Source organism: Bradyrhizobium sp. 2TAF36 (assembly GCF_052114925.1).
Classification (GTDB): domain Bacteria; phylum Pseudomonadota; class Alphaproteobacteria; order Rhizobiales; family Xanthobacteraceae; genus Bradyrhizobium; species Bradyrhizobium barranii.
Genome location: NZ_JBFRFR010000017.1, coordinates 75,110 through 100,704 on the forward strand (window position 1 = coordinate 75,110; position 25,595 = coordinate 100,704).

Annotated in this window: 23 protein-coding genes; 13 read left to right on the forward strand and 10 right to left on the reverse strand. The window is 65.2% G+C overall.

What is annotated here, in order from left to right; genetic code table 11:
• Window positions 1–16: 16 nt before the first annotated feature.
• Complete coding sequence (ctaD, locus tag AB4Z51_RS12195) at window positions 17–1,642, reverse strand: cytochrome c oxidase subunit I (RefSeq protein WP_441497464.1); 1,626 nt, start codon at window positions 1,640–1,642, stop codon at window positions 17–19.
• Window positions 1,643–1,730: 88 nt separating this feature from the next.
• Window positions 1,731–2,573: a cytochrome c oxidase subunit II gene (gene coxB, locus AB4Z51_RS12200; protein ID WP_071916897.1), complete on the reverse strand. Its 843-nt coding sequence runs from the start codon at window positions 2,571–2,573 to the stop codon at window positions 1,731–1,733.
• Between the two features lie 447 nt (window positions 2,574–3,020).
• On the opposite strand from coxB, the gene AB4Z51_RS12205 reads away from it, so the two are divergent.
• The 5 genes from AB4Z51_RS12205 (at window position 3,021) to AB4Z51_RS12225 (ending at window position 6,805) form a co-directional block, all read left to right on the forward strand.
• Complete coding sequence (locus AB4Z51_RS12205) at window positions 3,021–3,554, forward strand: invasion associated locus B family protein (RefSeq protein WP_166345719.1); 534 nt, start codon at window positions 3,021–3,023, stop codon at window positions 3,552–3,554.
• A gap of 120 nt (window positions 3,555–3,674) precedes the next feature.
• Window positions 3,675–5,102, forward strand: coding sequence for a metalloprotease TldD (gene tldD, locus AB4Z51_RS12210; RefSeq protein WP_441497465.1), 1,428 nt, complete (start codon window positions 3,675–3,677; stop codon window positions 5,100–5,102).
• Window positions 5,099–5,875, forward strand: a complete 777-nt coding sequence (gene lepB / locus AB4Z51_RS12215) for a signal peptidase I (protein WP_063980763.1) — start codon at window positions 5,099–5,101, stop codon at window positions 5,873–5,875. The genes tldD and lepB overlap by 4 nt, the downstream gene beginning before the upstream one ends.
• Before the next feature lie 9 nt (window positions 5,876–5,884).
• Window positions 5,885–6,226 (forward strand): MmcQ/YjbR family DNA-binding protein, encoded by a 342-nt coding sequence (locus tag AB4Z51_RS12220; protein ID WP_354245661.1) that lies wholly within the window; start codon window positions 5,885–5,887, stop codon window positions 6,224–6,226.
• Between the two features lie 12 nt (window positions 6,227–6,238).
• Window positions 6,239–6,805 carry a nucleotidyltransferase family protein gene (locus AB4Z51_RS12225; protein WP_441497466.1) on the forward strand — a complete coding sequence of 189 codons (567 nt, stop codon included), beginning with the start codon at window positions 6,239–6,241 and terminating at the stop codon, window positions 6,803–6,805.
• On the opposite strand, the gene AB4Z51_RS12230 is transcribed toward AB4Z51_RS12225, so the two are convergent.
• The gene (locus AB4Z51_RS12230) at window positions 6,806–7,669 is read right to left on the reverse strand and encodes a LysR family transcriptional regulator (protein ID WP_441497467.1); all 864 of its coding nucleotides are present in this window, start codon (window positions 7,667–7,669) and stop codon (window positions 6,806–6,808) included. It abuts the gene before it with no gap.
• A 98-nt stretch (window positions 7,670–7,767) separates the two neighbouring features.
• Here AB4Z51_RS12230 and AB4Z51_RS12235 point away from each other — a divergent pair, with 98 nt between their 5' ends.
• Window positions 7,768–8,679 carry a DMT family transporter gene (locus AB4Z51_RS12235; RefSeq protein ID WP_441497468.1) on the forward strand — a complete coding sequence of 304 codons (912 nt, stop codon included), beginning with the start codon at window positions 7,768–7,770 and terminating at the stop codon, window positions 8,677–8,679.
• A 13-nt stretch (window positions 8,680–8,692) separates the two neighbouring features.
• Entirely contained in the window at window positions 8,693–9,466 is a 774-nt protein-coding gene (locus AB4Z51_RS12240) for an MBL fold metallo-hydrolase (protein WP_247316323.1), read from the forward strand.
• A gap of 225 nt (window positions 9,467–9,691) precedes the next feature.
• Here AB4Z51_RS12240 and AB4Z51_RS12245 read toward each other — a convergent pair whose 3' ends face one another.
• The 3 genes from AB4Z51_RS12245 to AB4Z51_RS12255 form a co-directional block, all read right to left on the reverse strand.
• Window positions 9,692–10,462, reverse strand: coding sequence for a TIGR02186 family protein (locus tag AB4Z51_RS12245; protein WP_441497469.1), 771 nt, complete (start codon window positions 10,460–10,462; stop codon window positions 9,692–9,694).
• A complete protein-coding gene (locus tag AB4Z51_RS12250) occupies window positions 10,459–11,376 on the reverse strand; it encodes a sulfite exporter TauE/SafE family protein (RefSeq protein ID WP_071916904.1) in 918 nt (305 codons plus the stop codon). The genes AB4Z51_RS12245 and AB4Z51_RS12250 overlap by 4 nt, the downstream gene beginning before the upstream one ends.
• Window positions 11,377–11,674: 298 nt before the next feature.
• Window positions 11,675–15,187 carry a hypothetical protein gene (locus AB4Z51_RS12255; protein ID WP_441497470.1) on the reverse strand — a complete coding sequence of 1,171 codons (3,513 nt, stop codon included), beginning with the start codon at window positions 15,185–15,187 and terminating at the stop codon, window positions 11,675–11,677.
• A 432-nt stretch (window positions 15,188–15,619) separates the two neighbouring features.
• Here AB4Z51_RS12255 and AB4Z51_RS12260 point away from each other — a divergent pair, with 432 nt between their 5' ends.
• Window positions 15,620–16,255 carry an outer membrane protein gene (locus tag AB4Z51_RS12260; protein ID WP_441497471.1) on the forward strand — a complete coding sequence of 212 codons (636 nt, stop codon included), beginning with the start codon at window positions 15,620–15,622 and terminating at the stop codon, window positions 16,253–16,255.
• Between the two features lie 12 nt (window positions 16,256–16,267).
• On the opposite strand, the gene AB4Z51_RS12265 is transcribed toward AB4Z51_RS12260, so the two are convergent.
• On the reverse strand, window positions 16,268–16,858 hold the full coding sequence (locus tag AB4Z51_RS12265) for a PadR family transcriptional regulator (RefSeq protein ID WP_441497472.1): 591 nt from the start codon (window positions 16,856–16,858) through the stop codon (window positions 16,268–16,270).
• Between the two features lie 179 nt (window positions 16,859–17,037).
• Between AB4Z51_RS12265 and AB4Z51_RS12270 the strand changes: the two genes are divergently transcribed.
• From AB4Z51_RS12270 to AB4Z51_RS12285, 4 genes are all read left to right on the forward strand, one after another.
• Window positions 17,038–17,424: a nuclear transport factor 2 family protein gene (locus AB4Z51_RS12270; RefSeq protein WP_028151642.1), complete on the forward strand. Its 387-nt coding sequence runs from the start codon at window positions 17,038–17,040 to the stop codon at window positions 17,422–17,424.
• Between the two features lie 40 nt (window positions 17,425–17,464).
• A complete protein-coding gene (locus AB4Z51_RS12275) occupies window positions 17,465–19,255 on the forward strand; it encodes an acyl-CoA dehydrogenase C-terminal domain-containing protein (RefSeq protein WP_441497473.1) in 1,791 nt (596 codons plus the stop codon).
• 70 nt (window positions 19,256–19,325) lie between these two features.
• Window positions 19,326–20,534, forward strand: a complete 1,209-nt coding sequence (locus tag AB4Z51_RS12280) for an acetyl-CoA C-acetyltransferase (protein ID WP_441497474.1) — start codon at window positions 19,326–19,328, stop codon at window positions 20,532–20,534.
• A gap of 149 nt (window positions 20,535–20,683) precedes the next feature.
• Window positions 20,684–22,897, forward strand: a complete 2,214-nt coding sequence (locus tag AB4Z51_RS12285) for an FAD-dependent oxidoreductase (protein WP_441497475.1) — start codon at window positions 20,684–20,686, stop codon at window positions 22,895–22,897.
• Window positions 22,898–23,347: 450 nt separating this feature from the next.
• Here AB4Z51_RS12285 and AB4Z51_RS12290 read toward each other — a convergent pair whose 3' ends face one another.
• The 3 genes from AB4Z51_RS12290 to gstA form a co-directional block, all read right to left on the reverse strand.
• Window positions 23,348–23,656, reverse strand: coding sequence for a hypothetical protein (locus AB4Z51_RS12290; protein WP_441497476.1), 309 nt, complete (start codon window positions 23,654–23,656; stop codon window positions 23,348–23,350).
• A 199-nt stretch (window positions 23,657–23,855) separates the two neighbouring features.
• A complete protein-coding gene (locus AB4Z51_RS12295) occupies window positions 23,856–24,308 on the reverse strand; it encodes a hypothetical protein (protein WP_441497477.1) in 453 nt (150 codons plus the stop codon).
• A gap of 12 nt (window positions 24,309–24,320) precedes the next feature.
• Window positions 24,321–24,935 (reverse strand): glutathione transferase GstA, encoded by a 615-nt coding sequence (gstA, locus tag AB4Z51_RS12300; protein ID WP_028151648.1) that lies wholly within the window; start codon window positions 24,933–24,935, stop codon window positions 24,321–24,323.
• Window positions 24,936–25,062: 127 nt separating this feature from the next.
• Here gstA and AB4Z51_RS12305 point away from each other — a divergent pair, with 127 nt between their 5' ends.
• Window positions 25,063–25,557, forward strand: a complete 495-nt coding sequence (locus tag AB4Z51_RS12305) for a MarR family winged helix-turn-helix transcriptional regulator (protein WP_014498535.1) — start codon at window positions 25,063–25,065, stop codon at window positions 25,555–25,557.
• Window positions 25,558–25,595 lie beyond the last annotated feature (38 nt).

A 25,595-nucleotide genomic window follows, 5' to 3' on the forward strand; every position in this document is an offset into this window, starting at 1 on the left:
CGCCGCGAGCGTTGGCTTACTGCACGCGGGGCAGCACTTCGAACTGATGGAAGGGCGGCGGCGAAGGCAGCGTCCATTCCAGCGTGGTCGCGCCCGCACCCCACGGATTGTCGCCGGCCGGCACCTTTTTCGCGAAGGCGTCGAACACGCAGTAGAGGAAGATCAGCACGCCGAAGCCGGAGATGTAGGAGCCGACCGAGGAGACCAGGTTCCAGCCGGCGAACGCGTCGGGATAGTCGACGTAGCGGCGCGGCATGCCCGACAGGCCGAGGAAGTGCTGCGGGAAGAACACAAGGTTCACACCGATGAAGGTGACCCAGAAGTGCGCCTTGGCCAGCGTCTCGTTGTACATGTAGCCCGACATCTTCGGGAACCAGTAGTACCAGCCGGCAAAGATCCCGAACACCGCACCGAGCGACAGCACGTAATGGAAGTGCGCAACGACGTAGTAGGTCTCCTGGAGCACGCGGTCGACGCCCGCGTTCGCCAGCACGACGCCGGTGACACCGCCGACCGTGAACAGGAAGATGAAACCGACCGCCCAGATCATCGGGGCACGGAACTCGATCGAGCCGCCCCACATCGTGGCGATCCACGAGAAGATCTTCACGCCGGTCGGAACCGCGATGACCATGGTCGCGGCGACGAAATAGGCCTGCGTCGCCGAGGACATGCCGACCGTGTACATGTGGTGCGCCCAGACCACGAAGCCGATGCCGCCGATCGCCACCATGGCGTAGGCCATGCCGAGATAGCCGAACACGGGCTTGCGCGAGAAGGTCGAGACGATCTGGCTGACCATGCCGAAGGCGGGCAGGATCAGGATGTACACTTCAGGGTGACCGAAGAACCAGAACAGATGCTGGAACAGCACGGGATCGCCGCCACCATCGGGCGCGAAGAACGTCGTGCCGAAATTGCGGTCGGTGAGCAGCATGGTGATCGCACCGGCGAGCACCGGCAGCGACAACAGCAGCAGGAACACCGTCACCAGGATCGACCACACGAACAGCGGCATCTTGTGCAKGGTCATGCCMGGCGCGCGCATGTTSARGATCGTGGTGATGAAGTTGATSGCGCCGAGGATCGACGAGGCGCCCGCCAGATGCAGCGACAGGATCGCGAAGTCGACGGCCGGGCCCGGATGGCCGGAGCTCGACAGCGGCACGTACATGGTCCAGCCGGCGCCGACGCCGTTGGCACCCGGCTCGCCCTCGACGAAGGTCGACATCAGCAGCAGCGCGAAGGAGGCCGGCAGTAGCCAGAACGAGATGTTGTTCATGCGCGGGAACGCCATGTCGGGCGCGCCGATCATCAGCGGCACGAACCAGTTGCCGAAGCCGCCGATCATTGCGGGCATGACCATGAAGAAGATCATGATCAGGCCGTGAGAGGTCACGAACACATTATAGGTGTGCGTCTCGTGGAAGATCTGCACGCCCGGATACATCAGCTCGGCACGGATCGCGATCGACATCGCGGCACCGATCACGCCGGCGATGACCGCGAAGATCAGGTACATCGTACCGATGTCCTTGTGGTTGGTCGAATAGACGTAGCGCCGCCATCCGGTCGGATGGGCGTGCTCGTCATGTCCGTGGTCTTGCGCGTGATCGCCGTGTGTCGCTGCGCTCGTTGCCATTTTCAAATCCTGCCTTGCGTCCCGTTCGGACCTTGTGCGGTCCCACCCTTTATGTCGCTTTCAGTCCCCTCGAGCCGTCGTCCGGCGCTTACTGCGTCGGGCCGGCCGCGGAGGCGAAAGTGCTGGTGCCGCCGCTCGCATATTTCTTCTTCGCCGTTTCGACCCAGGAGGCGAACTCCTTGTCCTCCACGACGCGAATCGCGATCGGCATGAAGGCGTGGTCCTTGCCGCAGAGCTCCGAGCACTGGCCGTAGAACATGCCGGTCTTGGTGGCCTTGAACCAGGTCTCGTTCAGCCGCCCCGGAATGGCGTCGATCTTGACGCCGAAAGCCGGCAGCGCAAAGGCGTGGATGACGTCCGCGCCGGTGACCTGGACACGAACCACCTTGTTGACCGGCACCACCATCTCGTTGTCGACGCCGAGCAGACGGGGCTGCTTGTCCTGGGCCATCAGCGAGTCGAACTCGAACTTGCCGTTATCAGGATAGGCATAGGACCAGTACCACTGCTTGCCGGTGGCCTTGATGGTCAAATCCGCCTTCGGCACGTCGAGCTCGAGGAACAGCAGGCGGAACGACGGCACCGAGATACCGACCAGGATCAGCACCGGCACGAGCGTCCAGGCCACCTCGATCAGCGTGTTGTGCGTGGTCCGCGACGGCACCGGATTGGCCTTCGCGTTGAACTTCATGACCACGATCACCAGCAACGCCAGAACGAACAGCGTGATCAGCGTGATCAGCACGAACAGGAAATTGTGGAACCAGACGATGTTGTCCATCACCGGAGAGGCGGATTGCTGAAGCGTCCACTCCCACGGCGCCGGTTGCCCGAGCTCAGCGGCGAATGTCGCACCGCCCGTCGCCAGCGTCAGACCCGCCACGGCCAATCCCAGCAAGTGCCGGCCAACCTGGCCCATCGACATCCTCATGCCGTTCGCGCTCCCCTAACGAAATCACCCCAAGTGCATCCCCCTATTTCCGGGAAACGCTTATTCGATCCGCCCGTCTGACAAACCGCCGCGCAAGAATACCTCTAAGAGGAATTGGGGCCAGATCGCTAGAACGCCGAAATCAAGCCTCTCAAACCATAATTCTTGATCTATCGCAATGCAGTCTTGAGCCCCGTCTGTCAGCCATCACCCGCAAGATATTTCCTAGTAACATCAGAGAAAAATACCGTTTCCCGGGATGCCGCGGCTTGACAGCGGCATTGCCCGCGGTAGGCACTGGCAGACAGCCGCGCAGGAACCTGATTCGTGCGGGCGATGGCGGTGTGGGCGGCGCGGAATTTGCTTGCGAATCGCCTTCAAGACGCCGTCATTCCCGTATCAGTCCGCCAGGCGTGAGCGACCCAGGCGAGCAGAGGGACCGACCCGATGGGGTTTTCGAGAAGCATGGCAAGGCAGGCAAGCGGCCTCACGATGCTAGCGGCCCTGCTGGCGGTGGTCGTAGTCATGGCGCTGCCGGGCCTCGCCCATGCGCAGGGCGCGGTGCGCTCCGTCCATGGCGACTGGCAGATCCGCTGCGACACCCCGCCCGGCGCCCAGACCGAGCAATGCGCCCTGATCCAGAGCGTGGTGGCCGAAGACCGCTCCAACGCCGGCCTCACCGTGATCGTGCTCAAGACGGCCGACCAGAAGAGCCGGCTGATGCGGGTGGTGGCCCCGCTCGGCGTGCTGCTGCCCTCCGGCCTCGGGCTGAAGCTCGACAACCAGGACGTCGGCCGCGCCGGCTTCGTCCGCTGCCTGCCCAATGGCTGCGTCGCCGAGGTCGTCATGGACGACAAGCTGCTCGGCCAGCTCCGCACCGCCAAGACCGCGACCTTCATCATCTTCGAGACCCCGGAAGAAGGCATCGGCTTCCCGCTCAGCCTGAACGGGCTCGGCGAGGGCTATGACAAGCTGCCGTAGGGTGGCAGGCGCGTCCGCGCGCGGCGAATCCTATCGTTTCGTAATGTGGCACCTGGCACCCTCGCGGAACCGCCGGGAAACCATTATCTTGCCCTACATCTTTCGATAATGGACGGACGCATGACCAATCCAGCCACAACCTCCCTGCTCGACCGCGCCAATCTCGACCGCGACCAGGTCCGCAACGAGGTCGCACGCGGGCTTGCCGGTGCCGACGACGGCGAACTGTTCCTCGAATACAGCCAGACCGAAGCGCTGATGTTCGACAATGGGCGGCTGAAGCAGGCGACCTATGACACCTCGCAGGGCTTTGGCCTGCGCGCCGTCAAGGACGACGCGGTCGGCTATGCCCATTCCTCCGACGTCTCGCTGCCGGCGCTGATTCGCGCCGCCGACGCGGTCGCGGCCGTGCGCGGCGGCTATTCGGGCAGCTTTGCGGCCCCGCCGGCGCATACCAATGTGCGGCTCTACGCCGACGACAATCCGCTGGATGCGCCGGGCTTCGAGACCAAGGTGAAGCTGCTCGCCGAGATCGACGCCTATCTGCGCGACAAGGATCCGCGGGTGCGGCAGGTCAGTGTCAGCCTGGGTGCGACCTGGCAGGTCGTCGAGATCCTGCGCCCCGACGGCGAGAGCTATCGCGACATTCGCCCGCTGGTGCGCGTCAACGTCTCCGTCGTCGCCGGTCAGGGCGACCGCCAGGAGAGCGGCAGCAAGGGTTATGGCGGCCGCGCCGGCTATGCCGAATTCATCGAGAGTAAGAACTGGCGCGACGCCGCCGACGGAGCGCTGCGCGAAGCCCTGGTCAATCTGGAATCGATCCCCGCCCCCGCCGGCGAAATGGACGTCGTGCTTGGGGCCGGCTGGCCCGGCGTGATGCTGCATGAGGCGGTCGGCCACGGCCTCGAAGGCGATTTCAACCGCAAGAAGACGTCCGCGTTTGCCGGCCTGATGGGCCAGCAGGTCGCGGCCAAGGGCGTCACCGTGGTCGACGACGGCACCATTGCCTCGCGCCGCGGCTCGCTGTCGATCGACGACGAGGGCACGCCGACCAACCGCACCGTGCTGATCGAGGACGGCATTCTGGTCGGCTACATGCAGGACCGCCAGAACGCGCGCCTGATGAACATGAAGCCGACCGGCAACGGCCGCCGCCAGGGCTACGCCCATGTGCCGATGCCGCGCATGACSAACACCTACATGCTCGCGGGCGACCGCGATCCGGCCGAGATCCTGGCGTCCGTGAAGAACGGCGTCTTCGCCGCGAATTTCGGCGGCGGCCAGGTCGACATCACCTCGGGCAAATACGTGTTCCAGTGCACCGAGGCCTACAAGATCGAGAACGGCAAGATTGGCGCGCCGCTGAAGGGCGCCATGCTGATCGGCAACGGACCGACCGATTTGCACCGCATCCGCATGATCGGCAACGATCTCGCGCTGGATACCGGCATCGGCACTTGCGGCAAGAACGGTCAGGGCGTGCCCGTCGGCGTCGGCCAGCCGTCGCTTCTGATGGAACGTATTACTGTAGGTGGAACGGGCGCATGAGCGTTGAGAAGGTAACTGTCACCGCCAAGCGGAAGAGCAGCGGCTGGGCTGGTCAGCTCATGCAGCTCGCCGGCATCGTCGCCGCCGTGTTCATCGCCAAGGGCGCGCTCGCCGAGCCGTTCTACGTGCCGTCGGGTTCGATGGAGCCGACGCTCCTGATCGGCGATGCGCTGCTCGCCTCGAAATTCCCGTATGGCTACGGCACCTCGTCGCTGCCGATCCAGATCAACCTGCCCGAAAGCGGCCGCGTCTTCGCGGAGACGCCGAAGCAAGGCGACGTCGTCGTGTTCCGCTGGCCCGGCGATCGCTCGCAGGCCTGGGTCAAGCGCGTCGTGGGTCTGCCCGGCGACCGCATCCAGATGCGGCAGGGCCAGCTCTTCATCAACGACCGTCCCGCCGAGCTGAAGCCGGATGGTGTTGGCGCCGCCGAAGACGACAATGGCGGCAGCGAGCCGGCCTACCGCTACATAGAGACGCTGCCGAACGGCGTGTCGCATCTGATCTTCAAGATGCGCGACAACGGTCCGCTCGACAACACGCCTGAAGTGACGGTGCCGCCCGGCCACCTCTTCGTGCTCGGCGATAACCGCGACAATTCCGCCGACAGCCGCGTGCCCTTGCGCTCCGGCGGCGTCGGCCTGCTGCCGATCGACAATCTGGTCGGACGCGCGGATGCCGTGCTCGGCTCCTGGGATCTCGGCATGCGCGGCCAGCCGGTGTGGACCTGGCTCTCCGGCTTCCGGCTCGCGCGATTCTTCACCGCCGTGCACTGAGCTGATCTCGTGACCTTCGACGACGTCAGAAAATTTGCGCTGACGTGGCCGGAGGTCGAGGACGGCACCTCCTACGGCACGCCCGCGCTGAAAGTGCGCAAGAAGATGCTGGCGCGGCTGAAGGAGGACGGCGACAGTCTCGTCATGCCCGACGTTCCAATCGACGAGCGCGCGATGCTGGTCGAGAGCCAGCCAAAAATCTTTTATTTCACCGATCACTACGCCGACTATCCGATCGTGCTGATCCGCCTGTCCAAGGCGAAGCGCGCGATCGTCGAGCCGTTCCTGCGGCGGCGCTGGCGTGGCCTCGCCTCGAAGACGGCGCGCGCCGCGTTCGATGCCAGCGCGTGAATGATGGCCGCGATGGATCGCGACCGCTTCCTAGCACTGGCGCTGAAGAACCCGGTCAATGTTGCAATCATCGGCGAGCTCGCCTCGCTCGCGCTTCCCGATGCGTGGCTTGTGTCGGGGTGCCTGGTGCAGACGGCGTGGAACGTACTCACGGACCGCGCGGTCGATCATGGCATCGCCGATTACGACGTGTTCTATTTCGATCCTGACACCTCATGGGAGGCGGAGGACACGGTGATCCGCACGCTGCACGCGCGGCTCTCGCATCTCGGCGTCAGGATCGAGACCCGCAACCAGGCGCGCGTGCACCTTTGGTATCCCGGCAAGCACGGCCTGCCCTATCCGCCTCTAACCTGCTCGACCGACGGCATCGACCGTTTCCTCACCCAGAACACGCAAGTCGGTGTGAGGCACGCAGGCGACGGCTTTGAGGTCTACGCGCCGCACGGCTTCGACGACATAACCGGATTGATCGCGCGGCCCAATCCGGGCCCGAACTTCTCTGCGGCGAGTTACGCGGTGAAGGCCGCGCGATGGAAGGCGTTGTGGCCGGAACTCACAGTGATTGCCGCGGAGTGATCACGCCGCCTTGGCCTGTACATCGTCGCAGAACTCCGCGAGCCGATCCGCAAGCCGCAGCGTTGCGGGGCTGGCGTCGGGCGAAGCCATCAGCGCCACTTCGGTCCGGTTGATCGGCTCAAAACCGTCCTTTGCCGTCAGCACGCGGTGGTCGGACTGGATCGACATCTCAGACAAAATGCTCAGGCCCATGCCGGCGGCAACCGCCGCCTGGATGCCGGCAAGGCTCGACGAGGAGTAGGACATGTGCCAGGCGCGACCCGCGCTTTCCAGCGCGTGGATGGCGCCGGCGCGATAGAGACAGCCGAGCGGAAATCCGATCAGCGGCACGGACGAGGCGTTGACGTCGACCGGATGGCTCTTGCTCGTGACCCAGTGCACCCGCTCCGGCCACACCGCGATAGCGCCTTTCGCGCCGGCCTCACGCTTGAACAGCGCCAGGTCGAGCTCGCCGCGTTCGAGGTCGCGGGACAGGTTCTTGCTCTGGTCGGCGCGCACATCCATTCGCAGGCCCGGATGTGAGCGCGAGAAGGCGCCGAGCAGTTTTGCCAGCCGGTACGCCGCAAAATCCTCGGGGATGCCGAGCCGGATCGCGCCCTCGCTGTCGGGCTCGCGCAGCACGTCGCGCGCCTCCTCGGCGAGCGTGAGCAGCCGCCGCGCGTAGGACAGCAGCCGTTCGCCGGCCTCAGTGGGACGCACGTCCTTGCCATCGCGGTGCAAGAGCAGCTGGCCGACGTCCTCCTCCAGCCGCTTGATCTGCTGGCTGACGGTCGATTGCGTGCGGTGGACGCGCTCGCCGGCGCGGGTGAAGCCGCCGGCCTCGACCACCGAGACGAAGCTGCGCAGGAGCTCTAGGTCGAGCATGGCCGCATCCATTCGAAAATCCACTGATCGGAAGTTAATCATTTAATTTCCAAATGACAAGCCGTCTCCCTAGATCGAGGGCTCAGGAGAATGCCCTCATGTCGCTCGCCACCTCGCTTCCCGCAGCCCCCAGCCGGTTCAACACGCTGCCGCTCGCCATCGGAGTGTTTTGCCTGCTCTGGAGCTATGCCTTCGTCGCCGGCAAGATCGGCGTCACCCATTGCCCGCCGCTGATTCTGCTCGCCGCGCGCTTCTCGCTCGCCGGCATTTTGATCCTCGGTGCGACGCTGATCCGCGGTGATGGCTGGTCATTGTCCTGGCGCGATGCCGCGATTTTCGCCGTGCTCGGCATCGCCAACAACGCACTCTATCTCGGGCTCGGCTACACCGGCCTGCAATCGGTCTCCGCCGGCCTCGGCGGCCTGATCGTCTCGGCCAATCCGGTCTTCACGGCGGCGCTCGCTGCGTTGCTGCTTGGCGAAGGCATGACCTGGCGCAAGGCGGGCGGTCTCCTGCTCGGCATCATCGGCGTGACCCTGATCGTCTGGCATCGCCTGTCGGTCGGCACCGACTCCCTGCACGGCATCGTCTTCACCCTGGCCTCGCTCGCCTCCATCGTCGCCGGCACGATTCTGTTCAAACTGCTCGCGCCGAAGGGAAGCCTGTGGATCGGCAACGGCGTGCAGAACCTCGCCGCCGGCATCGTGCTGACGCCGGTCGCGTTCACCTTCGCCGACGTCCACGCAATTGATTTCACCCCGGGCCTGGTCGGCGCCTTCGCGTTCCTCGTGCTCGGCGGCTCGATCCTCGCCTACTGGCTCTGGTTTCATCTCCTGAAAGTGTGTGGCGCAACGGCTGCGAGCGCCTATCATTTCCTGATGCCGCCGCTCGGCATGCTGTTCGCCTACATCGTGCTCGGTGAGCATGTCGAGGCCCGCGACCTGCTCGGCATCATCCCGGTCGCGCTCGGCATTTACCTGGTGACGCGCCCCGCAAAGCCCGTCGCGTAAGAGGAGCTTTCTGATGCCCATTTCCATCACCCTGATCGGCGGCCCCACTGCGCTGATCGAGATCGACGGCTTCCGCCTGCTCACTGACCCGACCTTCGATGCGCCCGGCGCCTACCAGCTGCCGCATGTGACGCTGGAAAAGACCATCGGCCCCGCACTGAAGGCCGACGCGATCGGCCCGATCGATGCCGTCCTGCTCAGCCACGACCAGCACTCGGACAATCTCGACAATTCCGGCCGCGCGTTTCTCAAACACGCAAAGCGCGTGCTGACCACCGAGGCCGGCGCAAAACGCCTGGGCGGCCATGTCGAGGGCCTCGCGCCTTGGGCGACCTCGCATCTGAAGGACCGTGACGGCAACACGCTGACGATCACCGCGACGCCCGCGCGCCACGGCCCGGCCGGCATCGAGCCGCTGTCGGGCGACGTCATCGGCTTCGTGGTGTCCTCGAGCCGGACGGACACGAGCGACGTCTACATCAGCGGCGACACCACCTGGTTCGACGGCGTCGCCGAGGTCGCGCGCCGCTTCAAATGCGGCGTGGTGCTGCCGTTCGCGGGCGCGGCGCAAACCCGCGGGCCGTTCCATCTCACCATGGACACCAACGACACCATCGAGACGGCGCGCGCCTTTCCGGATGCGATGATCGTGCCCTTGCATACCGAGGGCTGGGCGCATTTCCGCCAGGACGGCGAGGATCTGCGCAAGACCTTTGATGTGCTCGGCTTCGGGACCCGGTTGCGATTGCTGGTGCCGGGCGTGCCGACGGTGGTTGAGGCGCCGTGAGCCTCAGCTGTCATGCCCCGGCTTGCCGCCTTCGCTGAAGCTTCGGCGGCCGGGCGAGCTTGTGGCCCGGCGTAGCCTTGGCGGAGCCGGGACCGGGGCATCCAGTACGCCGCGGCGGTCGTTGCGAGAGCGAGCTATTCGACGAAGGCCTCTGGAATACTGGATCGCCCGGTCGAGCCGGGCGATGACGGGAGGAGAGAGTGGTGCTCCTCGCAATGACGGACGCTAATCCTTCCGAAACACGATCGACGCCATCCAGCCCGTCATCAGCGCCATCGCGGCCGTAACGAGCCCATAGATCAGCCCGTGCTGCCGCGCACTGGTCGCGACGAACTGCTCGAAGCCGACCTTGACGATCTCGAACGCGGTCTCGGTCTTGGTGACTAACGCGCCGTTCGCGAACAGCTTGATTTCCACCTCATAGGTGCCGATCGGCACCTCCTCCGGCAGTGGAATGCCGGTACGGAACAGCGTCGGTGTCAGGAACGTCACCGCGCTCGGGTCCTCGCGATAGAGACCTTTCTGGGTTCGCAGGCGGATGAAGGCCGAGCGGAACACATCGTTCGGCACCACGTCGGCATAGTCGCCGCTGACCCGTTGGGTCAGCAGCACGTTATTGAGCCCGATCTGCTGCCGCCGCGCGATCTCGGGTGAGGTGATGACATCGAAGGGGCGGTTGGCGAACAGCGCGAGATAGCTCGGCACCGCCAGGAACTGCCGGTAGTCGGTGTTGATCCAGATCCCGAAGGTGCGCTCCTTGCGTCGCGTCACCATGTCGGCGCGCGGGCCCATCACGGTGACGACGAGATCGTAGCTCTTGCGGTCCGCGGGCGTGGAGGCGTCCTTCTCGACCGAGCCGAACAGCACCAATTCCTCGCCGGAATAGTTCGGCGTCACCGTGACACGATGGTTGGAGACCGACACGATCAGTCGCTCGGCACGCGCGACTGAGCCGAGCAGCAGGACGAGAAGGACCGCGAGAGCTGCGCGCATCATCCGCTCACTCCCAATTCGCGGATGGTGAAGAGATCCTCGGGCCGGATCACCAGCTCGATGGCGAAGCGGACGCCGACCGAAAGGATCAGCAGGCCCAGCAACAGCCGCAGCTGCTCGCCCCGGATCTTCTGGCCGGCGCGGGCGCCGAACTGTGCACCGGTGACGCCGCCGACCATCAGGATCAGCGCCAGCACCGCGTCGACGAGGTGATTGGTCACCGCGTGCAGCAAGGTCGCGAACAGCATCGTGACCAGCGTCAGGACCATCGAGGTCCCGATCACGGTCGAGGTCGGCACCCGCAGCAGGTAGATCATGATCGGCACCAGGATGAAGCCGCCGCCGATGCCCATGATGGCGCCGATGAAGCCGATCACGATGCCGACGATCACGACAGGAATAACCGAGAGATAGATCTTCGAGCGCTTGAACCGCATTTTCAGCGGCAGGCCGTGGATCCAGCTGTGCGTGCGCCGTGGCGGCACCGCGCCGCGACGGGTCCGCATCAGGGCGCGCAGGCCCTCGGAGAACATCAGGCTGCCGACGGTGGTGAGCAGCACCACGTAGGACAACGCGATCATCAGATCGAGCTGGCCGAGCGCGCGAAGCTGCGTGAAGGTCCACACCCCGAGCGCCGTGCCGGTGACGCCGCCGCATAACAACACACTCGCCAGCGCCGGATCGATCGCACGCCGCCGCCAGTAGGACAGCGCGCCGGAAAACGAGGAGGCCGCGATGTGGCTCGCAACGGAGGCGACCGCGACCGCCGGCGTGATCCCGATGAAGATCAGAAGCGGCGTCATCAGGAAGCCGCCGCCGATCCCGAACATGCCGGAGACGAAGCCGACCGCCGCGCCCATCGCCAGCACCAGGAAGATGTTGACCGGCAGATCGGCGATCGGGAGATAGAGCTGCATCGAAGGACCACACTCCGGCGAAATGGATCGATTGCGCGGGAATGCTCGCCGGACGGTCGGAACGATTGCCGCGCCCCTCAATAGCGGAATTCGTTGTCGGGCGGGACCATGAATTTAGGGCGTGGTGAACGTGGCGCGCGAGCTGTCTCCCCTCACCCTGAGGAGCCTGCGCAGCAGGCGTCTCGAAGGGCGAGGCCCGGATCGGTGGTGGGGGCCTGCACGGTTCTCGCGGCGATGCGAAGCATCGTCCGCTACGCGCGCCAGGGCGCGCTCCTCACCATGAGGAGTGAGAGTGCGCTTAGTGCGCCGCCGACGCCGAGCGCTTGGTCGCGACCGGCTTCGGCGCGGGCTTTGCGTTCGCCTGCGGCGCGCTGTCCCAGCCGCCGTTCGGGGCGGGAACGTTGACGGCGTCGTCGGGCTGCGGCTCGGCACTGAAAGTCTGGATCGCGAGCTTGGCGGCGGCGAGCGACTGCGGATCGAGCCGCTTGGCAACGTCGTCGCGCTTGCCGGACGCATCCGCGTCACCCTGGGCGGCCGCGAGAGTGAACCATTTGTAGGATTCGGCGAGGTTCTGCTCCACGCCGATGCCGCGGGCATAGAGGATGCCGAGGTTGAACTGGCTGTCGGCGACGCCGCGATCGGCGGCCTTGCGGAACCACTGCGCCGCGCTCTTGTAATTGGCGCCGCGTCCGCCGCCGTCGGCGTCGAGCACCGCGAGATTGTGCATCGCCTTGGCGTTGCCGCGCTCGGCAGCCTGCGTGTAGTAGCGGCGGGCGATGTCGGCGTCCTTCTTCACCCCGAGGCCCTTCTCGTAGAGCGTGCCGAGGCGGAAGGTCGCGGGCACCACGCCGGCCTGCGCCGCGCGGTCGTACCATTTGGCGGCTTCATCGTAATTCGCGGCGACGCCCTTGCCCTCGGCAAAGCGCACGCCGATCTCGTAGGCCGCGGTCGCATCGCCCTTCATCGCGGCGGTGCGCAGCACCGGACCGCCGATGCCGTCAGGGAGCTTCTCGCTCGGCGGCACCTGGATCATGCCAAGCCTCGCGCGGCTCGCGCCCGACAGCGCGCCGGTGACGTCGTTGCTCGCCGCAGGCGGTGGTGGCGTCGCGGGGACCGGCGGGATTTCGACCGAAGCCGAGCTGCCCGCCCCTGCCACGGGAGCCGGCGCGGGATTGTTCAGCGACTGCTTCCCGATCGGCGTCGGCGAGGTCATCGACGGCGTGACCTGCTCGGGCGTGGCAGGCCTGGTCTCGACCGGCGGCGGCGGAGCCTGCGGCGCGGGCGCGCTCGACGAATTCTCCATCGCCTGCGGTGACGGTGGCGGGCTGCCGCCATCGAGCAGGTTCATCGCCATCTTGAAGGTGCCGAGCACGATCACGACCACGCTGGCGCCGACCAGCAGCGAGCGGATCTTCGAGGTGATGGTCGAGCCGCCTTCCTGGCCCTTGTCCTTGGTGCGGCCTGCGATGGCCGCCTTGGCAGCTGCCTTTGCACTTGCCTTGGCACCGCGGGCCGGCTTTTCCGGCTGCGCGGCGGCGGCCTGCGCGGCGCGGCGTGCGGCCGCGATAAAGCTCGACGACGACACCGGCTCTTTCGGCGCGGCGGGGATTTCGCTGATCGCGCTTTCGGACGCGGCAATGCGCTCCGAGGGCGTGGCGACGCGGCCGCCCGGCCGTGTGCCCGGCTCGAGCGGATGGTCCGGCGGCAATTCCGGTGCGAGCGCGGCGCGCGCGGGCGCCGTGTGCGGCTCGAGGATCTCGCTGATCGCACGCGGCGGAACGGGCGGTGCCGTTGGCACCGGCGGCGGCGCGGCCGGTGCGGCGGCATGGAATTCGCGCGGCGCGGCGACGAAGGCGCCCTGTGGCGGCTGTTGCGCGGCGGCCGGGTTCTGCAGCTCCGGCTTCGGATCGTATTTCGGCTGCTGCTGCGGCTGCTGCCACGGCTCGCGCGCGACAGGCGCGGGCTCCATGGGCGCGGCCATCGGCATCGACACGGACGTCGAACTGGGCATCGGCTGCGGTGCGGGTGCCGGCGGCGCCGTGCGCACCGCGCGCAGATCACCCTCGATCATCGAGAGGCGATCGACGACATGGCCGAGCGCGCTGTGCACGGCCTCGAGCGAATCCTGGGTGCTGCGGTTGGTCTCGGCCTGGCTGAAGCGGATGTCGGAGAGCTCGCGCTTGACCAGATCGACCATGCCGGAATCGGCAGACGGTGCCGAATTGCGGCTTTCGGCGAGGGCGGAATAGGTCGCCTGCTGCCGTTCCAGATGCCGCAGGATGTCGTGCAGCCCGTCCTCGACGCGGCTTAGATTGCCGTTGCGCGGATCGGAGGCAGCTTCGATCCGCTCCAGCAGATACGAGACCCGCTGTTCGAGATGCGCAAAGGTCGACGCGGAATCGTTGCCGACCTGCATGCGGTCGAAACGGTCCGACAGCGCGCGGATCGCGGCTTCGAGATGCTCGCTGCTCTCGGTGGGCTGCGGCCGCTCGCGCGTTTCCAGCGCGGCGGTGAGCGCCGCGATGCGCTGCTCCAGCACGGCAAAGCTGTCGCTGGGGCCGGACGAGCGGGTGACCTGGTCGACCTTGGACGACAGCAGCTGCACGTCTTCGGAAAGACGCGCCAGCGCTTCGTTGGAAGCGACGTTGGAGACGATGCCGCGCAGCGCCGAGATCGCGCCTTCGAGCTGGCGCACCGTCGACGGGTCGTCATTGGCGCGCAGGATCAGATCGAGCTTGGCGCCGAGATTGCGGATCGCCTCGTCATAGCCGGTGAGCTGCTCGGCCGGCGTCAGCGTGCGCAGCACCTGCTTGATCTCGGACAGCGCGTGCTCGATGCCCGACAGGACCTGGCCATCCGTCCCGGACGAGCGGGTCTCGTCGATACGACGATGCAGCGAGCGGATCTCGTTCTCGATCGATTCGATCGCGCGGCGCGGCATCGCCTCGGTGATGGCGTGGCGGATCTCGGCAAGCTCGCTGCGGAAGGCGTTGATTGCCTGCTCGGTGTTGTCAGGGCGCTGAAGCGACTCGATCTGGCTCGTGATCTTGAGCAAATGGCGCTCGAGCGACGAGAAATCCGGCCCCGGCTGCGGGGGCGGCGGTGCATAGGCAGGCGCGGGCGGCGCCATCGGGGGCGCGAAAGGAGCTGCCGCCGGTGCAATCGAGGGCGCTGCGCGTGGCGGTATCTGCCGCGGCGTAAAGCCGTCGAGCTCGCTCTGCCGGGCCGTGATCTCGGCGACGGCAACGTCGAACGATGCGGGGCTCAAGGGAGGTGAATTGCGATAGACCTGTGCGGCCGCGCGCTCGACCATATCGGCCTGGCGCTGGCGCGTCTCGACGGGTGCCGGAGCCGGTGCCGGCCGCTGAGGCTGCTGCGGCTTTGAGATTTGCGACAGCCGCGCATCGAGCCGCGAGATCGCGTCGTTGAGCTGGCGCGCGACGCCCTGCTCGCGCGAGACGTCTGGTCGCGACGCGTCCTGTCGTGAAGCATCTTGGCGCGGCGCGGGCTTTGAAATCCGTTCGATCTGCTGGGTGATCGCGTCGAGCCGCTGGTGGATATCGGCGACGTCGCGGCTCTCCTGGCTCGGCATCTGTTGCGGGCGCTGATCCTGGCGCTGCTCTTGACGCTGGTCTTGACGTTGTTCTTGGCGTTGATCGTAAGGTCCGCGAAAATTCGGCGGGGCCGTCTCGCCGAGCGTGGAGTTCAGCCAATCGTTGAGTGACATGCCGGCACGACGCGCAGCAGCTTCGGCCCGCTCCCTGACGGATGGATCGATGCCGTCAACACTCCACGATACGCGCGAATTCATGACTCTGTCCGGTTCCGACTCCGGCGCCCCACCCGGCGCCTCCAGCCTCCCCACGCGTGCCGGTTGTGAAGACAATCGGATTTGGCGCGGGTCGTCTGCCTCGAAAACCGACTTTTTCCTGTTACGGTAAATAACGGGTTAAGGAACGCGTTGCCGGTGTCTTAAAGTTGGGCGCCGGGAACCCAATTGCCGCCGCTGGCCCCGCCCCAAAGCCGCGTCCCGACAAAGATTTCGCCACGCGCCCGATCCGCACGTCTCAATGGATAGAGAGCGGCCCGATCCACGGGCGGGTTCTTGCCTGACTGGATTGTTGGCTGACATGAAAAGGTTGCTCGTGGCCGCGATGGCGGCCGGACTGGCATCGCATGCCGTTGCCGCCGATGCCCCGGCGGCAGCGCCTGCGGTGAAGGCACCGGCGCCCGCGGGATACAATTGGACCAGCTGCTATGTCGGCATCCAGGGCGGCGGCAACTGGGGCAAGAGCGAGCATGTCCGGCGCGCCGGCGACGACTCCGGGCCAACGATCACAGGGACTTTCAATCTCAGCGGTGCTGCCGTCGCGGGCGGCGTCTTCGGCTGCGATTCCAGATCGAAAAGACCGTGCTCGGCTTCGAGAACGACGCGTCATGGACCAACCAGCACGGCAAGGTGCAGGATCTGCCGCCCTTCAACGTCGGGGTGACGAGCGGCACGCGGGAAAAATGGATCGATATGTTCCGCGGCCGTGTCGGTTACGCGCTCGATCAGTTTCTGATCTATGGCACGGCCGGTATCGCCTTCGCCGGTACCGAGGTCACCGTGTCCAACCAAGTGGTGCAGGTCACCAGCTCCCAGACCCGCACCGGCCTGGCGGCCGGGCTCGGTGGTGAATGGGCGGCCTATGTCGATACCTGGGGCGCCGTGACCCTCAAGCTCGAATATGTGCACGTCGATTTTGGCAGCAAACGATATGTCGATCCGCCGATCAGCGGCGCCGTCACGCGCGACGTCAGGCTGACGGACGACATCGTCCGCGCCGGCGTCAATGTCCGGTTCAACTGGGATAAGCCGGTCGTCACGAAGTACTAGGGCTGCGCAGGCTCAGCCCTTCCCCTCGCGCTTGCCGTCCTCCAGCGGCACGACCTTGCCCTTGCCGCTCATCGCCGATAGCGCCTGGAGCGCCTCTTCGCAGAAATCGGCCACCATCTGCTCGTGGCGGGCACCGAGCTGAAGCAGCAGCAGATTGCCGAGGTCGAGCACGCCCGACGCCGAGCCCTCCGGAAATCGCTTCTTGAGGATCCGCTCGTAATTCTCGTGCCGGTCGCGGTGGTGCTCCAGCCGGGCCATCAGATCGGTGCGCATGGGCTCGATGTCGATGCTGTCGAGCGCGTGCAGCCGCACCAGCAGGTCGTCCTTGATCGAGGGCGGTGTGCTCGGCCGCGCGGCCCAGTGCCGCAGCGCTGTTCGGCCCTCGGGAGTCAGCGTATAAATCAGTTTGTTGGGCTTGCCCGATTGCACGACCTCGCGGCCCTGGATGTAGCCGCGGTCGCGCAGCTTCGAGAGCTCGCGGTAGATTTGCTGGTGGTCGGCTTTCCAGAAGAAGCCGATAGAGGAATCGAATGTCTTGGCGAGCTCGTAGCCCGTCATCGGACGTTCCGTCAGGCATGCGAGGATTGCGTCGCCGAGCGCCATGGCACCAGCTCCCTTTCGAGGTCCCGACCAATTGACTTGACTTTATGCGCATCGGTGCATATGCGTCAATATGCATATGAGACGGGCTTCAGACCCGCTGTACCAGCCCTTCGCGCTACTGTGCATGGGGTTGTTTTCGAGTTTTTTGCCAAGGCCTTTAACTAGGGAGCACCCTGACAATGACCGGCCTCGACTCCTGGTACGCCTTTATGAAGTCCCACGACCGCGCCGCGCTCTGGGACCTGCTCCATCCTGACGCCGTGTTCGAAAGCCCCGTGGTGCATTCGCCGCAGCGTGGACGCGACATCACCTTCAAATATCTCGCCAGTGCCGAGAAGGTGCTCGGCGGTCCCGGCTTCACCTATGTCGGCGAGTGGAAAAGCGCCAATGGCGCGGTGCTCGAATTCAAGAATGTCATCGACGGCATCGAGATCAACGGTGTCGACATCATCACCTTCGATGCCGAGGGACGCATCACCCATTTCAAGGTGATGGTGCGTCCGCTCAAGGCGATCAACATGCTGCACCGCCTGATGGCGGAGCAGTTGGCCGCCGCCCAGTCATAAGCCAACATCATCACTTCAGACCGCCTGCCGGGAGACCATCATGCCGATCTATAAAGCCCCCGTCGAAGACGTGAACTTCCTGCTCAACGACGTCTTCCAGATCGATCGCTACGACAATCTGGCCGGCTTCTCCGATGCGTCGAGCGACGTGCGCGAAGCCATTCTCGGCGAAGCCGCGAAGCTTGCGGAAGAAGTGCTGCAGCCGCTCAACCGTGTTGGCGATCTCGAAGGCTGCAGGCGCGCCGATGACGGCAGCGTCACCACGCCGAAGGGTTTCAAGGACGCTTTCAAGCAAGTGGCAGAGGGTGGCTGGCTTGGCCTGTCGGCACCGACCGAGTTCGGCGGCCAGGGCCTGCCGGTGACGCTGAGCCAGGCGGTCAACGAATTCCAGATCTCCGCCAACATGGCGTTCTCGATGTATGGCGGCCTCACCATGGGCGCGACCGCGGCGCTGATCGTGCACGGCTCGCCCGAGCAGAAGCAGACCTACGTGCCGAAGATGGTGGCGGGCGAGTGGACCGGCACCATGAACCTGACCGAGCCGCATTGCGGCACCGATCTCGGCATGCTCCGCACCAAGGCGGTCCGCCAGCCCGACGGCAGCTTCAAGATCACGGGCACGAAGATCTTCATCTCGGCCGGCGAGCACGACCTCGCCCCCAACATCATCCACCTCGTGCTCGCCCGCATCGAGGGCGCACCGGCCGGCATCAAGGGCGTGTCGCTGTTCGTGGTGCCGAAATTCCTGGTCAATGCCGACGGTTCGGTCGGCCCACGCAACGGCGTGGTGTGCGGCTCGATCGAGCACAAGATGGGCATTCACGGCAATTCCACCTGCGTGATGAACTACGACAGCGCCACCGGCTGGCTGATCGGCGAAGAGAACAAGGGCATGCAGGGCATGTTCGTGATGATGAACGAGGCCCGCCTCGGCGTCGCCGTTCAAGGTCTCGCGCAGTCCGAGGTCGCCTATCAGAACGCGGTCGCCTATGCCCGCGAGCGCATCCAGGGCCGCTCGCTGACCGGCGTCAAGGCGCCGGACAAGCAGGCCGACCCGATCATCGTGCATCCCGACGTGCGCCGCACGCTGCTCTCGATCCGCGCCTTCAACGAGGCCGCGCGCGCCTTCGTGATGTGGACCGCGCTGAAGAGCGACGTCGCCCATCGCTCCGAAGATCCCAAGGACCGCCAGGCCGCCGACGACCACATGGGCCTGATGACGCCCGTGCTGAAGGGCTTCCTCACCGATTACGGCTTTGCCAACGCGGTGCAGGCGCAGCAGATGTATGGCGGCCACGGCTACATCGCCGAGCAGGGCATGGAGCAGTTCGTGCGCGATGCCCGCATCGCCATGATCTATGAGGGCGCCAACGGCATCCAGGCGCTCGACCTCGTCGGCCGCAAGCTGCCGCGCGACGGCGGCCGCGCCATCATGGCCTTCTTCGGCGAGGTCATGGCCTTCGCTAAGGAGAACGGCGGCGATGAGGGGCTCAAGCCATTCATCACCCCGCTCTCGGCCTCGCTCGGCCATCTCCAGCAGGCCACGACCTGGCTGATGCAGAACGCGATGGCAAAGCCCGACAATGCGGGTGCTGCCGCAACCGACTACCTGCATCTCTTCGGCTTCGTCACGCTCGGCTACATGTGGGCGAAGATGGCCAAGGTGACGCAGGCGAAGATTGCCGCGAGCGGAGCGACGCCCTATCTCTCGACCAAGCTCGTCACCGGCCGTTTCTTCATGGAACGCATGCTGCCGGAGACCGCCGCCAATCTCGCGCGCATCCAGGCCGGCTGCGCCACCATCATGGAACTGCCGGCGGAAGCTTTCTGAGGCTTCCCGCTTCGCCAATGATCCCGACCGCGCCGCGGTCGTAACCAATAACTGCAATCAGGAGGCTCCCATGGCAGATGCCTATATTTACGACCACGTCCGAACCCCGCGCGGCCGCGGCAAGGCAGACGGCGCGCTGCACGAGGTCACCGCGCTCGCGCTCGCCACCGTGCCGCTGAAGGCGCTGAAGGACCGCAACAATTTGCCGGAAGATTCGGTGGACGACGTCGTGCTCGGCGTGGTCGACCCCGTCGGCGAAGCCGGCAGCGACATCGCGCGCTTCGCGGCGCTCAAGGCCGGACTCGGCGAAGCCGTGCCCGGCGTGCAGATCAGCCGCTTCTGCGCTTCCGGCCTCGACGCCGTGAATTTTGCCGCAGCCCAGGTGATGAGCGGCCAGCATGAGCTGGTGATCGGTGGCGGCGCCGAATCCATGAGCCGCGTCGGCATCGGCGCCTCCGGTGGCGCCTGGCCGATGGACCCGTCGATGGCCGTGCCGGCCTACTTCATGCCGCAAGGCGTCTCGGCCGATCTGATCGCCACGAAGTACGGCTTCTCGCGCGACGACGTCGACGCCTATGCCGTGCAGAGCCAGCAGCGCGCCGCCAAGGCCTGGGACGAGGGCCGTTTCAACAGGTCCGTCGTGCCGGTGAAGGACATCAATGGCCTCACCATCCTCGCCAAGGACGAGCACATGCGGCCCTCGACGACGATGCAGTCGCTGGCACAGCTTCAGCCGTCGTTCACGATGATGGCGCAGATGGGCGGCTTTGACGGCGTCGCGGTGCAGTCGCACCCGGAAATCGAGCGCGTGAACTACGTGCACCACGCCGGCAACTCGTCGGGCATCGTCGACGGCGCCGGCGCCGTGCTGCTCGGCAGCAAGGAAGCGGGTGCGAAATACGGCCTGAAGCCGCGCGCAAGGATCCGCGCCTTCGCCAACGTCGGCTCCGAGCCGGCGATGATGCTGACCGGTCCGGTCGACGTCACCGAAAAGCTGTTCGCGCGTTCGGGCATGAAGAAGTCGGACATCGACCTGTTCGAGCTCAACGAGGCCTTTGCCTCGGTGGTGCTGCGCTACATCCAGGCCTTCGACATCGACAACGCCAAGATCAACGTCAATGGCGGCGCGATCGCGCTCGGCCATCCGCTTGGCGCCACCGGCGCGATGATCCTCGGTACCGTGCTCGACGAGCTCGAGCGCACCAACAAGGCGACCGCGCTGGTGACGCTGTGCATCGGCGGCGGCATGGGCACCGCGACCATCATCGAGCGCGTCTGACTTCGTAGGGTGGGCAAAGCGAAGCGTGCCCACCACTGACGTCTCAGCAAATGATGGTGGGCACGGCGCAAGAGCGCCTTTGCCCACCCTACGAGATCACAGTCAACCGCCGCGCCTGAAATCGGCTGCGGCACCGAGGAGCAACCAACATGGCTTACAAGAACTTCAAGGTTGAGACCGATTCCGACGGCATCGCGCTCGTCACCTGGGACATCCCGGGCCGTTCGATGAACGTGCTCGACGAGACCTCGACCAGCGAGCTCGATGCGATCGTCAAGGAAACCACGGCCGACGCTGCCGTGAAGGGCGTCGTCATCACCTCCGCCAAGGAGGCGTTCTGCGCCGGCGCCGACCTGTCGATGCTCGAGGGCATGAACCAGGCCTACGCCAAGGTCTTGAAGGAGCAGGACGAGACCGCCGCAAACCAGATGCTGTTCGACCAGAGCCGGCGCTTCTCGCAGGTGCTGCGTTCGATCGAGACCTCCGGCAAGCCGTGGGCCGCCGCGATCAACGGCCTCGCGCTCGGCGGCGGTTTCGAGATCACGCTGTGCTGCCACTATCGCGTGGCGGCGGAAAATCCCAAGACGCGCCTCGGCCTGCCCGAGGTCAAGGTTGGCCTGTTCCCCGGCGCCGGCGGCACGCAGCGCGTGCCGCGCCTGGTGCCGCCGCAGGACGCGATGACGATTTTGCTCAAGGGCGATCCGGTCACCGTCGAGAAGGCGAAGCAGCTCAATCTGATTCACGCCATCGTTCCGACCGCCGACCTCATCAAGGCGGCGAAGGACTGGATCAAGGGCGGCGGCAAGGCCGTCGCGCCCTGGGACGAGAAGGGCTTCAAGCTGCCGGGCGGTCCGGTGTTCTCCAAGGCCGGCATGATGATGTTCCCGGCGGGCAACGCGATCTATCGCCGCGAGACCTACGACAATTATCCGGCCGCGCGCGCGATCATGAGCTGCGTCTATGAAGGCCTGCAGTTGCCGATCGACGCGGCGCTACGCGTCGAGTCGCGCTACTTCACCTCGGTGCTGCGTTCGAAGGAAGCGGCTGCGATGATCCGCAGCCTGTTTCTGTCGATGCAGGAGCTCAACAAGGGCGCGCGCCGTCCGAAGGACGTAGCCCCGACCAAGGTGAAGAAGATCGCGGTGATCGGCGCCGGCTTCATGGGCGCGAGCGTCGGCTACGTCTCGGCCCGCGCCGGCCTCGACGTCGTCCTGATCGACCGCGACCAGGAGAGTGCCGACAAGGGCAAGGCGCATGCGCAGAAGGTGATCGAGGAGCAGATCAAGAAGGGCCGCGCCAAGCCCGGCGACGCCGACGCGCTGCTCGCGCGCATTACGCCGACTGCCGATTATGCTGCACTCAAGGACGTCGACCTCGTCATCGAAGCGGTGTTCGAGGATCGCAAGGTCAAGGCTGATACCTTCGCGAAGGCGCAGGAGCATATGAAGCCGGACGTGATCTTCGCGTCGAACACCTCGACGCTGCCGATCACCTCGCTGGCCGAGGGCTTCAAGGACCAGGGCAAGTTCGTCGGCATCCACTTCTTCTCGCCGGTCGAGAAGATGATGCTGGTCGAGATCATCAAGGGCAAGAACACCGGCGATCTCGCTCTGGCGACCGCGCTCGACTACGTCCGGCAGATCGGCAAGACGCCGATCGTCGTCAACGACAGCCGCGGCTTCTTCGCCAATCGCTGCGTCGGCCGCTATGTCGCCGAAGGCAACGAGATGTTCCTGGAAGGCGTGCCGCCGGCGATGATCGAGAACTGCGCCAAGATGGCCGGCATGCCGGTCGGTCCCCTCTCGCTCTCGGACGAAGTCGCACTCGACCTCGGGCTCAAGATCATGAAGGCGACGGAAGCCGATCTCGGCCCGAACGCCATCAACCCCGATCAGAAGAAGCTGATGGTGGAGATGGTCGAGAAACAGGGCCGTCTCGGCCGCAAGAACAGCAAGGGCTTCTACGACTACCCCGAGAAGGGCAAGGGTCAGAAGAGCCTGTGGCCGGGCCTCTCGGCGCTGCAGCCGAAGCAGCTCGACCCTGACACGCTCGACATCGAGGAGCTGAAGCAGCGTTTCCTGGTGGTGCAGGCGGTGGAAGCCGCGCGCACGGTCGAGGACCACGTCATCACCGACCCGCGCGAGGCGGATGTCGGCTCGATCCTCGGCTTCGGCTTCGCGCCGTTCACCGGCGGCACGCTGTCCTACATCGACTTCATGGGAACGAAGAAATTCGTCGAGCTCTGCCACAAGCTGGAGGCGAAGTACGGCTCGCGCTTCACCCCGCCGAAGCTTCTCGAGGAGATGGCCGCGAAGGGAGAAACCTTCTACGGCCGCTTCGCGCCGAAGAAGGCCGCGGCCTGATCACCCAAGATCATTTGAGAAAGAAGGCCGGATCGTTGATCCGGCCTTTTTGTTTGGGGAGACGTCATCACGGTTGCGTCAGATTTGTTCCCGGCTTGTGGAACCAATCACAGAATTCGCGTAGGACCCGTGTCAGAGTCCCCCGCTGCCGTGGTGTCGCGCAATTGTCATAGGCGTGTCGAAGCGGCGCCGTTCTTTTGCTCGGCCCTGGCACTAGTCTTGCTCCGGGTCAGGGTTCCGAATCCGGTTGGGACACTTGCCGAGCCATCGGCAGGTTGAAGACAAAATAAGAAAGTATCCTTGATGAACTCTTTGGTGCTGCGGAAGACCGCGCTCGGTCGCGATCTTACCGCGAAATATGCTGTTGGACCCACAACTGGCCGCCTCTCGCCGCAACAGAAGCCGGCGCGCCTGCGCCGCAAGGGGCCGATGCTTTGGGCCGCTTTGGCGCTACTTGTGCTGGCGGCGGATTTTATGCTGGCTTCCCTCGCCTGGCTCGCCGTCGACTTCGTCATGGGCTGAGACCGCCCGCGCGTGCAGCAGGTAGGCCGCCGCGAAGTAGGCGAGCTGGCAGACGGCAAGACAGATGGCGATGACGGTCACACCCGCCATCATGCCGAATCCGTAAGCGCGAAGAATGATTGCCGAGAAAACCGCGATCGCCGGCGCAATCGATATCAGCGCCCAGATCCTGAAAACATAACCTGTCGCTATTCCCACCAATGCACTTGCGACGATCAGGACCAAGGCAATCGTCAAGTTCAACTCCGATGAAATAATCCTCTAACAATTCCGCCAAGCTCGCGCGCTTTACGGGTACTGACAAGACAGCACTACTTACATTCGGCGAACAGTAGTTCATAAGTCTAATGATAGGTACGATGATCCGGCGAGATGGGTTCGCGCCCACCTGCCCGGGACAGAATAAAAAGGGGCCGGATCGACGATCCGGCCCCTTTTATTTGCGGTCTCCGAGCGGCGAGAACGCCCGGCCCGAGACCGCTTCGTCGGCAAGACTCGCTCTCCAGCTGCCTTCATCGCCGCGGCCAATGCGGACCTCGAAGCGCCAGCCATTCTGGTTGGTGAAGGCGATGTCCGTTCCGCCCTTCTTCCTGGCATAGCTGCACGGATATTCGGTCGGCCGATCGGGAAAGACGATTTTTCCTTCCTTGCTCTCGAACACGGCCGAGGTGACCTGCGGATGGATCATGAGGATGCAATTGCGCTGCGGCAGGTCCGGCGTCGACAAGCCAAGCATCGCCAGCGGCGCGCCCGCGGCGGTCATAAGGACGATCATGTTCATCGCGGCGGCTGTCCCATGGAGGTGCTCCGCGATTTCGACGTGGCCGCCGATCGAATGGTTCACAACGAAAAAGGCCGGATCGTCGATCCGGCCTTTCGATTGTTGCATCTTGCGATGCGCTTACTTCGCCTGCGCAAGGCCTTCCTTCTTCAGCGCCTCCTGGACCTGCGGCCGCGCCGCGACGCGAGCCTTGTAGGCGGTCAGGTTCGGCATGGCCGAGAGGTCGAACTTCATCCGATCGCCCCAGGTCAGCATCGTAAAGAGATAGCCGTCGGCCACCGTGAACTGCTTTCCCATGAGGTAGTCGCGGCCGGCGAGCTGGCTGTCGATGTATGTCAGCTTGCCCATGACGCGGTCCTTGAAGAAGGCCTTGGCCTCGTCGTTCAGCGCCGGCGCGAACAGCGGTCCGAAGCTCTTGTGCACCTCCGAGGTGAGGAAGTTCAGCCATTCGAGCAGCTTGTAGCGCTCGGAGCTGCCGTGAGCTGGCGCCAGCGCCTTGGCCGAAGCCTGGTCGGCGATCATCTGGACAATGACCGGGCCTTCGGTCACGATCTCGCCGCTGTCGAGGCCCAGCGCAGGGACCTGGCCCTTCGGGTTCAGCTTCAGATAATCCTCACCATTTTCGAGCTTCTTGGCCCGGATATCGACCTTGACCAGCTCATAGGGCAGGCCGGCTTCCAGGAGCGCGATGTGGGGGGACAAGGAGCAGGCGCCGGGCGAGTAATAGAGTTTCATGGAATTTCTTTCTCTTGACGCTTGGTTGGGGCGAAGGAACGCCTACATGCATTTGCATCCAATAGTCAAGATTGATGCAGGTGCATTGAGTGAGGTAAGAGACGGAACGACGAGCTTGAGCGGGACCATGAAACGCAAACCATCGACCGAGGCAACTTCGGCCTGGATCCGCCTGATGCGGGTGCAGAGCCGCGTGCTCGATTGCGTCGAGCAGGACTTGAAGAAGGCGGGGTTCCCGCCGCTGGCCTGGTACGACGCGCTGCTCGAATTGTCGCGGGCGCCCTCGGGTGAGCTGCGGCCGGTGGAACTCGAGCGGCAAATGCTGATCCCGCAATACTCCACCTCGCGCCTGATCGACCGCCTGGTCGACGAGGGACTCGCCTCCCGGCGCGAATGCAAGATCGACAAGCGCGGCCAGTTCGTGGAGATCACGGAAGCCGGCCGCGAGTTGCAGAAGCGGATGTGGGGCGCCTATTCGGCCGCGATCGAAAAGTATGTCGGCTCGAAACTGTCCGACGCGGATGCCGTCAAGCTCAGCGGTCTGCTCGACCGTCTCGGCTGCTCGTGCGGCGAGATGAAACTGCCGCCCGTCCACGTCAACGAAACCACGCCGTCGCGATGATCGTGCGGCACACCAGCTCGTCCGTGCACCCCCTGGGT

What these genes read in the sequence shown, in the direction of transcription:
- lepB (WP_063980763.1), top strand. Translation starts at nt 5,099, where the DNA reads ATGAGCGTTGAGAAGGTAACTGTCACCGCCAAGCGGAAGAGCAGCGGC.
- AB4Z51_RS12225 (WP_441497466.1), top strand. Translation starts at nt 6,239, where the DNA reads ATGGATCGCGACCGCTTCCTAGCACTGGCGCTGAAGAACCCGGTCAAT.
- gstA (WP_028151648.1), bottom strand. Translation starts at nt 24,935, where the DNA reads ATGAAACTCTATTACTCGCCCGGCGCCTGCTCCTTGTCCCCCCACATC.
- AB4Z51_RS12295 (WP_441497477.1), bottom strand. Translation starts at nt 24,308, where the DNA reads ATGCAACAATCGAAAGGCCGGATCGACGATCCGGCCTTTTTCGTTGTG.
- AB4Z51_RS12270 (WP_028151642.1), top strand. Translation starts at nt 17,038, where the DNA reads ATGACCGGCCTCGACTCCTGGTACGCCTTTATGAAGTCCCACGACCGC.
- AB4Z51_RS12285 (WP_441497475.1), top strand. Translation starts at nt 20,684, where the DNA reads ATGGCTTACAAGAACTTCAAGGTTGAGACCGATTCCGACGGCATCGCG.
- AB4Z51_RS12305 (WP_014498535.1), top strand. Translation starts at nt 25,063, where the DNA reads ATGAAACGCAAACCATCGACCGAGGCAACTTCGGCCTGGATCCGCCTG.
- AB4Z51_RS12240 (WP_247316323.1), top strand. Translation starts at nt 8,693, where the DNA reads ATGCCCATTTCCATCACCCTGATCGGCGGCCCCACTGCGCTGATCGAG.
- AB4Z51_RS12255 (WP_441497470.1), bottom strand. Translation starts at nt 15,187, where the DNA reads ATGAATTCGCGCGTATCGTGGAGTGTTGACGGCATCGATCCATCCGTC.
- AB4Z51_RS12280 (WP_441497474.1), top strand. Translation starts at nt 19,326, where the DNA reads ATGGCAGATGCCTATATTTACGACCACGTCCGAACCCCGCGCGGCCGC.
- AB4Z51_RS12235 (WP_441497468.1), top strand. Translation starts at nt 7,768, where the DNA reads ATGTCGCTCGCCACCTCGCTTCCCGCAGCCCCCAGCCGGTTCAACACG.
- AB4Z51_RS12265 (WP_441497472.1), bottom strand. Translation starts at nt 16,858, where the DNA reads ATGGCGCTCGGCGACGCAATCCTCGCATGCCTGACGGAACGTCCGATG.
- coxB (WP_071916897.1), bottom strand. Translation starts at nt 2,573, where the DNA reads ATGAGGATGTCGATGGGCCAGGTTGGCCGGCACTTGCTGGGATTGGCC.
- AB4Z51_RS12245 (WP_441497469.1), bottom strand. Translation starts at nt 10,462, where the DNA reads ATGATGCGCGCAGCTCTCGCGGTCCTTCTCGTCCTGCTGCTCGGCTCA.
- AB4Z51_RS12250 (WP_071916904.1), bottom strand. Translation starts at nt 11,376, where the DNA reads ATGCAGCTCTATCTCCCGATCGCCGATCTGCCGGTCAACATCTTCCTG.
- AB4Z51_RS12205 (WP_166345719.1), top strand. Translation starts at nt 3,021, where the DNA reads ATGGGGTTTTCGAGAAGCATGGCAAGGCAGGCAAGCGGCCTCACGATG.
- AB4Z51_RS12275 (WP_441497473.1), top strand. Translation starts at nt 17,465, where the DNA reads ATGCCGATCTATAAAGCCCCCGTCGAAGACGTGAACTTCCTGCTCAAC.
- AB4Z51_RS12230 (WP_441497467.1), bottom strand. Translation starts at nt 7,669, where the DNA reads ATGCTCGACCTAGAGCTCCTGCGCAGCTTCGTCTCGGTGGTCGAGGCC.